The sequence below is a fragment of the Nocardia sp. NPDC056000 genome (assembly GCF_042269265.1).
Taxonomy (GTDB): domain Bacteria; phylum Actinomycetota; class Actinomycetes; order Mycobacteriales; family Mycobacteriaceae; genus Nocardia.
In genome coordinates this window covers 757428-772227 of record NZ_JBHJXS010000001.1, presented here as the reverse complement: position 1 = coordinate 772227, position 14800 = coordinate 757428, and the positions used below count along the sequence as shown (strand labels likewise).

Here is a 14800-nt window from a genome sequence, read left to right as displayed (position 1 = left end):
AGGAGGGGCAATGATGCCGACAATGCGAATACTGGGCAGTGCGATGTGCGCGGGGGTCACCGCGCTGGGAATGGCGCTCGCGGGCGGTGCGGCGCAGGCGGATCCGGCGGCGGGCCTGACCAGCGTCGCCTCCGACACCAGCGGCGTCGGACCGCAAGCCTCCGCGTACCTGGCCGCGTTCGGTTACGGGCTGCTGCATCCCGATGCCGCACCGCCCGGGGCCGATGACTGGAATTGCAAACCCACGGCGGCACATCCGCATCCGGTGGTGCTGTTGCACGGCACCTGGCTCAACGCGTATGACAGCTTCGCGTACCTGTCCCCGCGCATCGCGAGTGCGGGCATGTGCGTGTTCTCCTTCAACTACGGCCGCGAGGGCGTGCTGAACGGCGGCGGCATCGGCGCGATCCTGCCCGGCCGCTACGGCGTCGGCCCGATGGAGGATTCGGCCCGGCAGCTCGCCGTCTTCGTGGACCGGGTGCTGGCCGCGACCGGCGCGAACCAGGTCGATGTGGTGGCGCACTCCCAGGGCGGTCCCGTCACCAGCCAGTACCTGAAATTCGAAGGCGGACAGGGCAAGATCGGCAAGGTGGTCACGCTGGGCGCGACCACGCACGGCACCTCGCTGAACGGGATCGCCTCGCTCGGCCGGTGGATCACCGATATGGGCCTGAATATCCTGGGCTTCTACGAACCGCTGATCGGCCAGTCGAATATCCAGCAGGCCGTGGGCTCACCGTTCTACAAAACCCTCAATGCCAATGGCGACACCGTGCCCGGCGTCGAGTACACCGCCATCGGCACTCAGCACGACGAAGTGTCCAATCCGTACGAGTGGACCTTCCTGACACCGGGACCCGATGCCATCGTGAACAATGTGACCCTGCAACAGGGGTGTGACGCGGATCTGTCCGATCATCTGACGATCAACTATTCCCCGCGCGCCGCCTCGATCGTATTGCGCGCCTTGGATCCGGCCGGAAAACACGAGCTGGAATGCACCTTCAACCCATGGGTGATCGGTGGCGATGGGCACCTCTGAACCGCTGCTACCGGACCGGGATCCGTTCTACCGCAGCGACGAAGCACTGGACGGCATCGAACCGGGCACGATCCTGCGCACGCGCGCGGTCAAACTCGCGCTATTCGGTGTTGTGCCACAGCGGATCTCGGCTTGGCAGCTGCTATACCGCAGTACCGATCTGCGCGGGCGTCCCGAGGCGGCGGTCACCACGGTGCTGCTGCCCTGGGGCGCGGATCCGGCGGTGCCGCGCCCGCTGCTGTCCTTCCAGTGCGCCATCGACGCCATAGCGCCGATGTGCTTCCCCTCCTACGCATTACGGCACGGGGCCCGGGCGCTCGGCGCGATTCCGCAATTGGAATTACCGCTCATCGCCAGTGCGCTGGCCCGGGGCTGGGCCGTCTCGGTGCCCGATCACGAGGGGCCGGGCGGGCACTTCGGGGCGGCCCGGGAGCCGGGTTACCGTGCGCTGGACGGTATTCGGGCCGCGTTGCGCTTTCCGGTGCTGGGGCTGGACCCCGACACTCCCGTCGGTCTGTGGGGTTACTCAGGTGGCGGCCTGGCCACCACCTGGGCGGCCGAACTGGCCGCCGATTACGCTCCCGAACTCGATATCGTGGGCGCGGTCGCCGGGTCTCCGGTGGGTGATCCCGCCAATGCCTTCGTGCGCCTGAACGGCTCACCCTTCGCCGGGTTCGCCATGGTGTTCACCGCGGCGCTCCGGCGCGCCTATCCGCAGCTGGAAAAGACTCTGCGCGAACATCTTTCGGACGAATACCTGGCGTTGCTGGCGCGGGCCGAACACACCGCCACCTTCCCGCTGCTGGCGCGGTTCGCCGGTCGCGATGCCGATCGACATGCCCGGGCGGGCCTGGCCGCCATGTTGAACGAACCCGAATTGCGGGCGGTGCTGGACGAAATCCGGCCCGGCGCACAGGCTCCCGTGATGCCCATGCTGATCATGCAGGCGATCAATGACGAGGTGATCGCGGTCGCCGATATCGACGCGCAGGTGGAGCGCTACCGCAGGCGCGGCGCACACGTGCACTACGTGCGCGATCGCCTCAGCATGCATCTGCCGCTGCAATTCCTGGGCGCTCCCGCCATGATCGACTGGCTCGCCGATCGATTCGACGATCTGCCCACGGGAGTGCCCGGGACGCGGACGATCTGGTCGGTGGCGCTGTCCGCGCGCGCCCGGCCCCGGCACGCCGAATTCGCCGCGCTACTGGCGCGCATGCTCGGCTCCCGCCCGATAGGTGCGCGCCACCAGCGCGGACCGCAGGTACCACAGGCCCGCCGACTGCGCCGGGTCGAAGCCGGTTAACTGGCCGATGCGCTTGAGCCGGTAGTCGATGGTGTTGGCGTGCACCCCGAGTCCGCGCGCGGTGCGCCGCCGGTTCAGGTCATTGCCCAGATGGCGGCGCAGCGTCTCGAGCAGTTCGGGGTAGACCTCCAGCGGATCCAGCAGCGAGCCGAGGTATTCCCGTCCCGGACCGGGGCGGGTGAGCTGATATTCCATGGCCAGATCGTCGAATCGGTAGAGCCCGGCCTTGCATTGCAGCCGATGCACGATATCGAGCAGTTCATGCGCCTGATGGGCCGCGCCCGGGATACCGGGGGTGGCGGTGTGCACGACGGTGGCGGTGAGCGCCACCTGCGCCACCGCGGCCAGTTCGGCGATCAGGTCGTCGAGTTCGGTTGCCGCCGTGACCGATTCCGGAATGAGTACGGTACCGCCGTCGGTGCGCAGCACCCACAGCGCCTTGTCCGCACAGCGCGCGGAGAGTTCGGCTTGTACGCAGCGCAACCGTCGGCGTGCCACCAACTGCCCGTTCACCGCCGGATGCTGTTCGCCCGGATGTGCGGGAATGCCCAGTGCCAGAACGTAGTACGCGTCCTCCAGCTCGACGCCGCGGGCGTGCGCCTGCGCGGCGGCGGGCTGTCCGGACAGCAGTGCGGCGGCCAGGCCGAGTGCTTCGAGCTGGGGCGGGATGGTCACCTGCGAGGTGGTGTCGGCGATGGCGAGGGTGGGATCGGGGAGTCCGGTGAGTGCGGTATCGACCACCGAGAGGGCTTCCAGGAGTCGCCGGGCGCTGACGGCGATATCCAGCGCGCCGGCGCGCAGTTCCAGACAGGTTTCGGTAATGGTGCTGACATCGACGGTCGAAACCGCGTCTGCGGGGGCGGGGTTTGACATGTGCGACTCCACTTTTCAGGGAACGCTCGCGTTCCTACTGGTGCGTAACTGTAATGGCGGTCACCTCGCGCAGGCAAGCGCATCATGATGAAACGTCGGCGTCCGGGCCGGTAGAACGGGCTGAGGAGTACGATCGACCGTATGGAAAGTTCGGCCGCGACCGGTGCGATCACCGATAAGAGACTGCTGCGCGGTGCCCGCACACGGCAGGTGGTGCTGGCCCACGCCGTCGATATCGCCTCGCTGGAAAATCTGGAGAGCCTGAGCTTCGGCCGCCTCGCCACCGATTCCGGTCTCAGCAAGGCGGGCATCCAAACCCTGTTCCGCACCAAGGAATTGCTGCAACTGGCCACCGTCGACTACGCGCGGGACCGCTTCATCGCCGAGATCACCCAGCCCGCCCGCACCAAACCCCATGGCGCGGCCCGGCTTCGGGAACTCATCGAACGCTGGATCGATTACGCCGTGACACCGGTCTTCGCGGGCGGCTGCTTCCAGGCCGCCAACCTGAGCGAATTCGACAGCCGCCCGGGTCCGGTTCGCGATGCGCTCGTGCGCAATCAAGGCGAATGGGTCGGCCTGCTCTCCTATGAGCTCGGCAGGGCGGTCGAAGCGGGCGAGATCGCCCCCCTGGACACCGATCTCGCGGCCTTCCAGATCGACGCCGTCCTCCGGTCCGCCAATACCGCACTGCGCCTGGATGATCCGACCGCCGCCGATAAGATCCGCCGGACCCTGGAAAGCTTCCTGACGCCGCGATAGGCGAGTGTGGCTCACGCCGGAAGCCCCGCACCACTCGGGTGCGGGGCTTCCGGGTTTCGGGATCAGTGCTCCAGCGTGGCGAAGAATTCGCGAATATCGCCGACCAGCAGGTCGGGGACCTCGAGGGCCGGGAAGTGGCCGCCGGAGTAGAACTCCGACCAGTGCGTGATGTTGTGCGCCTTCTCCGCGAAGGCTCGAATGGCGAAATCGGCGGTGGTGAAGACCGCGACACCGGTGGGCACCGTGCCCTTGGGCTTGGGCGCGAACATGGTGCGGTCGTGGAAACGCTCGTAGTAGTAATCGGCGACGCTGCGGGCGGTATCGGTGAGCCAGTAGATGGTGACCGTGGTCAGGATCTGGTCCAGGTCGATGGCCTGCTCGGGCAACTCGTGGGTGGCATCGGTCCACTCCCGGTACTTCTCCACGATCCAGGCTAGCTGCGCCACCGGGGAATCCACGAGCAGCTGGGCCAGGGTGTGCGGGCGGGAACCGGCCAGCTGCATGTAGGCCGAGCCGTTGTCCTGGAAGTCCTTCATGGCCGCGAGACGCCGGCGCTCGGCGTCGGTGAGTGCGGCCATATCGGCCGGATCGCCGGTCGGAAAGGTGACCAGCGCGTTCACATGCACGCCGAGGACGTGATCGGCATGCTCACGCGCCAATCGCGGGGCGACGAACGCGCCGTGGTCACCGCCGTGGACGCCGTAGCGGTCGTAGCCGAGGCGGGCCATGAGTTCGGCCAGCGCACCGGCGACTTTGCCGTCATGCCAACCGGTTTCGGTGACCGGACCGGAGAAACCGTGGCCGGGCAGGGTCGGGATCACCAGGTGGAAGGCCGGGGCCTCGGGATCGCCGTGCGCGGCGGGATCGGCCAGCGGGCCAATCAAGTCCAGGAAGTCTGCGGCGGTGCCGGGCCAGCCGTGCACCAGCAGCAGGGGAGTGGCATCCTGCCGCGTCGAGCGCACATGCAGGAAGTGCAGCCGCTGGTCGTCGACGACGGTGGTGAACTGCGGCTGCGCGTTCAGGCGGGATTCGATTGCGCGCCAATCGAATTTCTCGGCCCAGTAGGCGGTCAGCTCGCGCAGATACGCGGTCGGCACACCGCGCTCCCAGCCGGTGCCCGGGGCGTCATCGATCCAGCGGGTCCGGGTGAGGCGGGTGCGCAGGTCGTCCAGGTCGGTCTGCGCGATATCGATGGTGAAGGGGCGAATTGCGGTGTTCTCGCTGCTCATGACATAAATACTTCCGGTAACGACCCCCGCCCCACATCATGAGAATTCGTTATTTACCGCCCGCGCTGGGCTCTTTACCGCGCACCCGGCATGATCGAGCCGGTGGTGAATCTTCCGGTCAGCAGTGCCCTCATCGGCCGCGGCGGCGAGCTGTCGGCGCTGCTCGGGGCGGTCGGCGGCGCGACCCATACCGTGCTGATCGCGGGTGAGGCCGGAATCGGCAAGTCCCGGCTCATCGGCGAATTCACCCGGCGACTGGACCGTGAAACCCTGGTGCTGTCGGGCCGCTGCCCCGAATTCGGTTCCGACGGTGTGGCTTTCGCACCGTTCCTGGCCGTCATGCGCAGGTTGCTACGCGAACTCGGGGTTGCGGAGATGGCAGCGCTGCTGCCACCTCAACCCGCCCTGGCGAATTGGCTCCCGCAGCTGGCGGTGCATACCGGCACCGCGGGCCCGGAGCCGGATCGGATTCGGCTATTCGGTGAGATCCTCACCGTCATAGAGCAATTGGCCATGACCCGGCAGACCGTGCTGATCCTGGAGGATCTGCACTGGGCCGATGCCGCCAGCCGCGAACTGCTCACCTTCCTGGTTGCCAACCTGGCCGACGGCGATGTGCTGCTCATCGGCAGCTACCGCCCCGGCGATTCCGGCCCCCTGCGGGAACTGATCGCCGAACTACGCCGCGATCCCGGCGTGCGCACCCTCGACCTCGCCCCGCTGACCCGGCACGAGGTCGGCCGCCAACTCGCCGCACTACTCGCGCGCGAACCCGAACCCGCCTTGATCACAACGGTTTTCGAACGCAGCGGCGGCAACCCCCTGTTCGTCGAAGCCCTGAGCCAGGCCCCGGACCAGATCCCCGCCGACCTGGCCGACCTCCTCCTCGGCTTCCAGCGCGGCCTCACCCCGCCCGCCCATGCCCTCCTGCGCATCGCCGCCGCCATCGGTTCCCCCATCCGCCACGACCTGCTGGCCGAAGCCGTGGACCTGCCTCCCGACGCTCTACACGAGGCCCTGCGCGAACTGGTGACCCGCCAACTCCTGCTCACCACCGACACCGGCTACGAATTCCGCCACATCCTCATCCGCCAGGCCATTTACAACGACCTGCTCCCTGGCGAACGCACCCAACTCCACTCCCGCCTGGCGGATGTACTGCGCACCAACACTTACCATTCGGGAAACGCTGCCGAACTGGCTCACCATGCCGCCGCGGCCGGAGACTTCACCGTCGCTCTAGGGGCCTACTGGTCGGCCGCCACCGGGACATCGGAAAGCGTCTCCGGTCCCGAACGCCTCGCATACCTGGAACAGGTCGTCGCTCTCCGGGATCGAGTCTCGAACCCGGATGAGCTACTCGGCGTCTCGAAACTCGTTGTCCTGGAACAACTCACCGAATGCGCCGTAGCCTCCGGCGCGATCGATCGCGGCATCGCGGCCGCCACCGCCGCCCTGGACCTCATCGACCCATCCGCCGACCCTGCCCGAGCCGCGCACCTGCACCTCCGCCGAGCCTTCCTGCGCGGATCCACCGGCGCGGGCCCCGGCGACGACCTCACCCGAGCCCTGTCCCTGCTCCCGGCCGCCCCCTCCACCCTCGAACACGGCGAGGCGCTCGCCCAATTCGCCCTCACCACCGTCTTCGCGGGCAATCCCAACGCGGCTGCCCCTGCTGCCTACACAGCCCTTTCCCTCGCCGAATCCCTTAGCGCCCCAGCCCTGGTCGCCCGCTCCCACGCCTACCTCGGCCTGATAGCCGCCAGCAGCACCGCGGCTGATTCAAGTCATGAGGTTGTGCTGAGGCACTTCGAATCGGCCAGGGCGGCAGCCAGAGCGGCGGACGATCCGCTGGTGCTGCTGGATGTCGTGACGTGGGAGTCCGCGGTGTTGTTGGCGGCGGGGGAGTATCGGGCCGCGATTTCGGCTGTGCGGGTGGGGTTGCGGGCGGCGCAGCAGAGTTTCAGGTTCGCTGAGAGTGCGCCGATTCTGCTGGTGAAGTGGGTGCAGGCGTTGACTGCACTGGGTAGATGGGCGGAAGCACGGGTGGTAGTGGATGAGGCGGAGTTTGAGCGGTTGCCGCCGTTGAGCCGGGCGGCATTGCTGGTGAGCTACGGGAAAATAGCGCTGGGACAAGGAGATACCGATGCCGCGCGATCATATGCGGGGCAGGCGGGTGAGCTGCTCGGCGACGGACGATGGGCGATTCCGTATCGGCTCCAGCGCCAGCTGCTGATCGGTTCGATCGCGATTCAGGTGGGCGATGGGGTCGGGGTGGACAGCGCGCTGGCGGAAGTGTGGTCGCTCGGTGATGTGATGGCCACACTCGAGGCGCATCCGCACGATGCCTGGCCGGTTCTGGCGCTGGCGGCCCGGCGATGCGTCGCGCACTCCGAAATCGAGGGCGCGCGCAGCGCGGCTGTAGTGGAAGGGATGCTGGCACTGGGGGATTCGTTGTCTTGCACGTCGCCGGTGGATATCGCGCATCGTGAGGTGTTCCGTGCGTGGCGGGCCGGAACCGCGGCCGGTTGGGATCTCGCCGTGCGGGCGTGGCGGGGCCTCGAGCAGCCCTTCGAGGAAGCGGAGAGCCTCCTCGGGATGGCGGAATGGCTTGCGGTACAGGGGGATCGGGATGCAGCGGCAGGCGCGCTGGGTCGGGTGGTCGAGTTGGCCGGTGGGCTGTCGGCGGAACCGCTGATCGCCGCCGCCGGGCGAGTGGCGACGCGGGCGCGGATTTCGATCGACGGACGTGGCGGTGAGTCGCCGAAGGTGCGGGAGAGCGGTGCTGCCCGCACCTTCGGGCTCACCGCGCGGGAGCTCGAGGTGTTGCGGTTGGTGGCGAAGGGGTTGAGTAATCGAGGGGTGGCGGGGGAGTTGTTCATCAGCGCGAATACGGCGGGGGTGCATGTCTCGCGGATTCTCACGAAGCTGGGGGTGGCTTCGCGTACCGAGGCGGCCGCGTTCGCGCATGAGCACGGTCTACTCGGGTAGGGCGGCGCGGAGGTCGAAGAGGGTGAAGATCTCCGCGTCCTGGTAGACAGTGAGTCGGGTGATGGAATCGCCTGTGAGGGTGAATATTTGGAGGGTATGCAGGGTGTAGTGGCCCTCGGGGGCGCGGACGTAGGCGGCGATGGCGGGCTGGCCGTTGGCGGCCAGGGGCAGCATGCGCCAATCGGTGCCGTTCCATTCGAAGACCTGTGCCAGGAATTCGGTGTAGTGCGCGCGGCCGCGGAACCAATTGAGCATGGGCGGCATTTCCATGATCACATCGTCGGCGAGCAGTTTCTCCAGGGCGGTCAGATCCGCCTTGCGGAACGCGTCGACATAGCGGTCCACCACGGCACGCTGGGCATCCGGTTCGGCGATATCGTCCTCGTGAACACCGCTGGCGGACAATGTCTTTCGCGCCCGCTGTAGTGCGCTGTTGACCGCCGCAGGGGTCATGTCCAGCGCCTGCGCGATCTGCCCGACGGGCCAGTCCAGCGCCTCGCGCAGCACCAGTGCGGCGCGCTGCCGTGCGGGCAACTGCTGCATGGCCGCCACCAGCGCCAAGCGCAGACTGCCGCGCGCCGCCGCGACTTCGGCCGGATCGCCGACGAGCGCGTCCGGAATCGGTTGCAGCCACGGCACTTCCCCGCCATGCACCAGCGTCTCGCGCGGATCTTCCCCGGGCGGCCCGCCCAGCCCGGCGGGCAAGGGCCGCCGCGTGCGCTGTTCCAGCGCGGTCAGGCACGCGTTGGTGGCGATCCGGTACAGCCACGTGCGCATGGACGCGCGACTCTCGTCATAGCTGTCGCGCGCCCGCCACGCGCGCAGCAGCGTCTCCTGCACCAGATCCTCGGCATCGTGCACCGAGCCGAGCATGCGATAGCAGTGCGCCAGCAATTCCCGCCGGTAGGGGTCGGTCCGGGTGCTGAATTCATCGGCCACCCACCTTTTCTACGCCACACCGATGACATCCCGGCACACCGCCGGTAGGTACTCGTGAGCCGCCGACCGCGCGGCGAAAACAGGAGGATCACCATGAACGACACCGCCGTACAGGCCACCGACCGGGCCGCCGTCCTCGAGGTCATCGACGGCGTCTATCGCGCCTGGGCCGCCAATGACGCCGACGCCTTCGTCGCCGACTATCTCGAGGACGCCACCTCGATCGTCACGGGTTCGCGCACCGACGGCCGGGAATCCGTCCGCGCCCGCTTCGCCGCCATGTTCACCGGACCGCTGCGCGATTCGTCCGTACGCGATGAGCTGCTGTCGGTGCGCTTTCCGGCCCCGGACACCGCGATCGTGAACAGCCGCAGCGGAGTTCAGCTCGCCGATCAGACCGAACCGCAGCGCTGGGAATTCGCGACCTGGGTACTGGTCCGCAAGGACGGCGACTGGGCCGTGGCGGCCTTCCACAACTGCGCGGCATAACCTCGGTAAAACGACGCCCCCTTCCGCGAATACGGAAGGGGGCGGGGATTTTTCGTCGGGTCGGCTCGAGTTACGGCACGACCTCGACCGCGTCACCGGGATTGAGGTAGTTGAAGAACTGCTTGGCCCCATCGGGCGTCATGCGAATGCACCCGTGCGACTTCTTGTCCACCGGTCCGATATGGAACGCGATATCACCGTTGAAGAAGATGGCGTACTCCATCGGCGCCTGATGCAGGGTGCTCCAATGGAACGGCCGCTTGAAGTCCACGTGGAAGAATCCCGGCGGCGTTTCGAATCCGGGCATACCGTGCGAAATCGGCGTCGGCCCGTAAATCACCTTGCCATTGTCCATCAGCCACGCCTCATTGGTCCCCAGCCGCAGGCAGGCCCGGGCCTGAGCGGAGCAGGGCGCGGTGACCGGCTGAGTCGGAATGATCGCCGGAACACCCGGCACGTCCGGGCCGCCGGGCCACAGCGGTTCGGCCTGCGCCGGTGCGGCCGCCAAACCGGCGGCCACGCCCGCGAAGACGAGGGATCGCATTGCCGAGCCGAGGGAACACTTGCTCATCATCGAGTCATCTGACCTCTCTAGCCTCGCCCGCCGCCCGGTGTACTCGCCTGCCAGGGCGAAGGGACATCTCTATTCGTCTCGTGCAATTGATCATTCTGCGCGGTCCGTACCGGGATTCGCGGGATGAACTCGCGGGTCGCGCGCCGACACGCCCCCGCCATGCCGGAAATTCACCGAACCGGTGGCAGCGTGCGCTCATTCGGATCGGCCCCGGTGGGCATATACGCACCATTGTTCGGAATGTCCGGTCGCGGGGCATTGGAGGAGCCGCGAATCTGCTGTTCCGGGGGCGGATTGACGCAGTAGGTCCAGCGGAACAGCGTGTCGTCCTGCACCACGTACTGCGGTGTCATTTTCGTCGTGTAGTTGCACCACGGCCGCGGCCAGATATCGACAATGGTGTAGAACTCGTTGTCGTGCGCGGGCACGCCCATGGCCGAGGTGCCGATCACCAGCGCCGGAAACAGCGCGCGCAACGCGGGCGTCCGCAGCAGCGCCGCGTGCACCACCGCGGTCATATTGGTCGCCAGGCTCTGAATCGGATCCTGATTGCGATCCAGGATGCCGTCCAGCACCGCCAGCTGTTCGGGCGCGTGATCGAGAATCTGCCGCAGCTCGGCATTGGCGGCATTGACCTGATCGAACAGCAGCCGCGAATTGCGGGTCAGCGTGCCCAGATCCGGCTGCGCATGCGTCGAGGTGCTCGCGATGGACCGCAGATTCGTAATGAGGCTCGTCGTCTGCGGCAGCAGATTGTCCAGGCCCGTGGTGGCGATGCTGATGCCCTCGATCAGGTGCCGCAGCTGATCCTGTCCGCCGCTGAGCGCGGTATCCAGTTCGGTCAAAATGGTGTTCATCTTGTTCGGATCGATCTGCGCGAGTAGATCATTCGAGTTCGCGAGGGTCTCCCAGATCGGCACCGGCGTGCTGATTCGCAGCGGATCGAAGGTGATCACCTGCCCGTCCTTCAGAAACGGTGCGTGATCGGTGTTCGGCCGGAAGTCGATGTACTGCTCACCCGCCCCGGACAGCGCGCCCACGTGGATGGCCGTATCGGCCGGAATCCGGTACTTGTCCTCGATTTCGGCGACCGCTTCCACCTGGGCCCCGTTATCGATGATCGACACCGATTTCACGGTGCCCACCCGGTAGCCCCGCCAGGTGACGTCATTTCCCGCCTGGACCCCGCCGGATTTATCCAATTGCACAGTGACGCTGTAACTTCCGCCCGGTCGCACCCGGGCGATATCGAACAGCAGATAGCTCGATCCGGCCAGCAGGCAGCCCACCAGCGCGACATTGGAAATCAGCATTTTGTGTTCTCGCAGAATGCCCAACAGGCCCGCCTTCATCGCCGATCACGGACAACAGGTGCAGTGCTGTGTGAAGCGCAGAGCAAAAGCTGTGTGAAGCGCAGAGCTAACTCGTGGCGAAACTGCGGGCAATACTAGGCGACGCCGGCGGCCCCCGGACCCGGACATGCATGTAGCGCGCGTGTGAACCCCTCGTACCCACGCGCGAACATGACTGTGTTGTGCGGCCACACCGGTGATCTGTCGCCCACTGGTGCGGCCGCGAAATGACAGTGCCAGTCCGCGATGAAAAGAGAATGAACGTTCGCTATTGTCCGGGATCGGGGGAGAACAGCGTGGTCAGCGTGGGTGGGGGCAGACCCGCGCGCCGGAACGCCTCGGTGGCGTCGCGGAGTTCGCGTGCGGCGGTGGCGGTATCACCGCGTTCGGCCACCGCGGCCGCGTGCAGCGCCAGGGCCCGGGCGCGATCGATGGGATCGGCGGCCATGCTGAGCAGCGCCAGGGCTCGGGCGGATTCGGCCTCCGCGGCGCAGGTGCGTCCCGCCCGCAGATGAGTCTGGGCGAGCCGGGTGCGCGCCCAGCCCTCCCAGAGCCGGACGCCGTTCCGCTGGGCGATGCGCACCGCCTCCTCGCCCAGGCGTAGCGCGTCGTCGTGCAGGCCGAGTAGTGAACGCGTGGCGGCCAATTCGTGATGCGCCCAGCCCAGGGCGACGAAATTGGAGCATTCGCGCGCCATCTCGATGGCCCGTTCGGCGACCGCGACGGCCTCGTCGTACTGTCCGGATTCGCAGAGCGTGCGGGTGGCGAGGGCCAGAATCCACGCCTCCATGGAGCGATCGCCCAGCGCGCGGGTGAGCGCCACCGCATTGGCGTAGTGCCGATGCGAGTCCTTGGTATTGCCGAGTCGCCGATCCGCGATGCCGAGCAGCAGTTCGGCGAGCACCTGCAGGCGGCGGCCCGCATCGTCGACCGGCGGTGAAATGGCTTGCAGGAATTCGAGACTCGCCTGCACCTCGCCGAGCCCGACCTGCATGATGGCCCCGAGCGCGGTGCGCAAGCGGCGCACGCTGGCGCTGTCACCCTCCTGGGTCGCGGTGTGCAGCAGCGCTTTCAGTGCATCGGCCACTTCGCGCGCACCGGTACCGCCGTCCATCACCTCGGCCATGACCCAGGCCAGATCGGCGGCCAGGGCGACCCCCGGCCCACCCAGGCGGGCGGCCTGCCGATGCAGGGCGATGATCACCGGCCGCTCGATATCGTTCCAGCGCTGGCCGTCCGCGCCGCCGGTGCAGGCGTGCCCGGGCACGGTGGTGGGGACCAGCAGCCGGGTGGTGTTGCTGTAGTCGATGGCGCTGAGCAGGTTCTTGGCGCTGGCCAGGTAGTAGTCCAGCAGCCGCGCCAGCACCTGCGCCTCGTCCTCACCGGGCTGGCCGCGGGCGAACAGGCGCAGCAGATCGTGGAAGTGATAGCGCCCGGGCACGGTGGTCTCGAGCAGACTCAGATCTACCAGTGCCTCGCACAGGTACTCGCCCTGCGCGATCGAGACACCCAGGACGGCGGCCGCGGCCTCGGTGGGCAGATCCGGGACGTCGGCGCGGGCGAGTGTGCGAAAAGCCCTGGCCTGCTCCGGATTCAGCTGTCCATAGCCGAGCCGGAAGGCGGCGTCGAGGGTGAGTTCACCGGTCCGCAGCACATCGAGGCGCTGATTCTCATCGGCGAGCCGGGTCGCCATGGAGGCGATGGTCCAGCGCGGGCGCACCGCCAATCGCGCGCCGACAATGCGCACCGCCAGCGGCAGGCAGGCGCACAGCGTGATCACCGCGTGCGCGGCGGCGGGTTCGGCGGCAATGCGTTCCGCGCCCAGAATGCGGGTGAGCAGGGTCATCGCCTCGGCGGGTTCGAGCACATCGAGGCGGGTCCGGCGCACGGCCGGGAGTTCGGTGAGGGTGGAGCGGCTGGTGATGAGCACCGCCGTGCCCGGGGTGCCGGGCAGCAGCTGGCGCACCTGCGCGCTGTCCCGGGCATTGTCCAGCACCAGCAGAATTCGCCTGTCGGACAGCATGGTCCGGAATTGCGCGGCCCGATCATCGACGGCCGGGGGGATATCGCTCTCCGCGACGCCGAGCGCGCGCAGGAATCCGCCCAGCGCGTCACCGGGCGCGGTGGGCTCCTCATCCACACCGCGCAGGTTCACGTACAGTTGCCCGCCCGGGAAGCGATCCCGCACCCGATGCGCGACATGCAGTGCGAGCGTGGTCTTTCCGACCCCGCCCATACCGCCGACCGCGGAGATGACCACCGCGCCCGCATCACCGCCGAGCTGCGCGGCGATCTCATCGGCCACCCGGGAGCGGCCGGTGAAATCGGCTATGTCCGGCGGTAATTGGGCCGGGGTGCGGTCCCGTCCGGGGCGGCGCACCGGCGGCAGTTCGGCGCGCAGGATGCGGGCGTGTACCGCGCTCAGTTCCGGTCCGGGTTCCACCCCGATGCCCTCGACCAGCGCGTGCCGGGCGCGGGCGTACTCCTGTAGTGCCTCGGCCTGCCGTCCGCTGTGATAGAGCGCGGTCATGAGCAGGGCCCGGAAGCGTTCGCGCAGTGGATGTTCCACGATGAGCGGTCCGAGTTCGGCGACCGCCTCGGCGCTGTACCCGGTATCGATATCGAGGGCGAGCCGATCCTCGAGAATGGTGAGCCGCCACTGTTCGAGCCGGGCGCGCTGGCGTTCGGCATACGGTCCGGGCAGTGCGCCCAGGGCCGCGCCCTGCCATCGGCCGAGCGCGTCGAGCAGGATCTCCCGGGCGGCGGACGGATCGTCATCGCGCAGTTGCGCGGCCGTCTCGACGCGTTCGCGCACATCGCCGATATCGGTGCGGCCGTCCGGAATCCGCAGCGCGTACCCGTCGCCGATGGAGATCAGCATGGCGGCCGGGGCGCGGGTGATGCGCTCGGGCTCCAGTTCCCGGCGCAGTTTGGCCACGTGGGTGCGCAGCGCGGAAACCGCGCGCGGCACCGGATCCTCGCCCCAGATGCCCTCGACGAGTTCGGCGGCCGTCACCGCCTTGCCCTCGCGCAGCAGCAGTGCCACCAGCACGGCCCGCCGCTGTGGCGGACCCAAGTCCAAGGGCGTGTCCGCGCGCCAGGCGCGGACCTCACCCAGGAGTGCGAACTTCAACAAACCGACCTCCCCGTTCGGGGGAGTCTAGAGGGAAACCCCGGCAACCGATCAGCGGCCTGCCAGCATCGATCCGCTCCTCCCACGATGGAATATCGAGGCATTCGCGG

Annotated in this window: 11 protein-coding genes; 5 read left to right on the top strand and 6 right to left on the bottom strand. The window is 67.8% G+C overall.

The annotated features are described in order from the left end of the window. Positions 1-10 precede the first annotated feature (10 nt). Positions 11-1042 (top strand): esterase/lipase family protein, encoded by a 1032-nt coding sequence (locus tag ACFC4D_RS03595; protein ID WP_375966852.1) that lies wholly within the window; start codon positions 11-13, stop codon positions 1040-1042. After that, positions 1029-2348 carry a lipase family protein gene (locus ACFC4D_RS03590; protein WP_376061603.1) on the top strand — a complete coding sequence of 440 codons (1320 nt, stop codon included), beginning with the start codon at positions 1029-1031 and terminating at the stop codon, positions 2346-2348. Before ACFC4D_RS03595 ends, ACFC4D_RS03590 begins: the two co-directional genes overlap by 14 nt. Here ACFC4D_RS03590 and ACFC4D_RS03585 read toward each other — a convergent pair. Beyond that, positions 2247-3221 carry a PucR family transcriptional regulator gene (locus ACFC4D_RS03585; protein WP_376061602.1) on the bottom strand — a complete coding sequence of 325 codons (975 nt, stop codon included), beginning with the start codon at positions 3219-3221 and terminating at the stop codon, positions 2247-2249. The genes ACFC4D_RS03590 and ACFC4D_RS03585 overlap by 102 nt on opposite strands. A 141-nt stretch (positions 3222-3362) precedes the next feature. Between ACFC4D_RS03585 and ACFC4D_RS03580 the strand changes: the two genes are divergently transcribed. Continuing rightward, entirely contained in the window at positions 3363-3983 is a 621-nt protein-coding gene (locus tag ACFC4D_RS03580; protein WP_376061601.1) for a TetR/AcrR family transcriptional regulator, read from the top strand. Between the two features lie 62 nt (positions 3984-4045). Here ACFC4D_RS03580 and ACFC4D_RS03575 read toward each other — a convergent pair whose 3' ends face one another. Next, entirely contained in the window at positions 4046-5212 is a 1167-nt protein-coding gene (locus ACFC4D_RS03575) for an epoxide hydrolase family protein (protein ID WP_376061600.1), read from the bottom strand. A 102-nt stretch (positions 5213-5314) separates the two neighbouring features. Here ACFC4D_RS03575 and ACFC4D_RS03570 point away from each other — a divergent pair, with 102 nt between their 5' ends. Continuing rightward, positions 5315-8203 carry an AAA family ATPase gene (locus ACFC4D_RS03570; RefSeq protein ID WP_376061599.1) on the top strand — a complete coding sequence of 963 codons (2889 nt, stop codon included), beginning with the start codon at positions 5315-5317 and terminating at the stop codon, positions 8201-8203. Here ACFC4D_RS03570 and ACFC4D_RS03565 read toward each other — a convergent pair. Then, a complete protein-coding gene (locus ACFC4D_RS03565) occupies positions 8192-9142 on the bottom strand; it encodes a sigma-70 family RNA polymerase sigma factor (protein WP_376061597.1) in 951 nt (316 codons plus the stop codon). The genes ACFC4D_RS03570 and ACFC4D_RS03565 overlap by 12 nt on opposite strands. 93 nt (positions 9143-9235) lie before the next feature. Between ACFC4D_RS03565 and ACFC4D_RS03560 the strand changes: the two genes are divergently transcribed. After that, complete coding sequence (locus ACFC4D_RS03560) at positions 9236-9631, top strand: SgcJ/EcaC family oxidoreductase (RefSeq protein WP_376061595.1); 396 nt, start codon at positions 9236-9238, stop codon at positions 9629-9631. 70 nt (positions 9632-9701) lie between these two features. Here ACFC4D_RS03560 and ACFC4D_RS03555 read toward each other — a convergent pair whose 3' ends face one another. The 3 genes from ACFC4D_RS03555 to ACFC4D_RS03545 all read right to left on the bottom strand — a co-directional run bounded on the left by ACFC4D_RS03555 (position 9702) and on the right by ACFC4D_RS03545 (position 14690). Further along, complete coding sequence (locus ACFC4D_RS03555; RefSeq protein ID WP_376061593.1) at positions 9702-10202, bottom strand: L,D-transpeptidase; 501 nt, start codon at positions 10200-10202, stop codon at positions 9702-9704. 173 nt (positions 10203-10375) lie between these two features. Beyond that, on the bottom strand, positions 10376-11518 hold the full coding sequence (locus tag ACFC4D_RS03550) for an MlaD family protein (protein ID WP_376061592.1): 1143 nt from the start codon (positions 11516-11518) through the stop codon (positions 10376-10378). 307 nt (positions 11519-11825) lie between these two features. Continuing rightward, the gene (locus tag ACFC4D_RS03545) at positions 11826-14690 is read right to left on the bottom strand and encodes a BTAD domain-containing putative transcriptional regulator (RefSeq protein WP_376061590.1); all 2865 of its coding nucleotides are present in this window, start codon (positions 14688-14690) and stop codon (positions 11826-11828) included. Positions 14691-14800 lie beyond the last annotated feature (110 nt).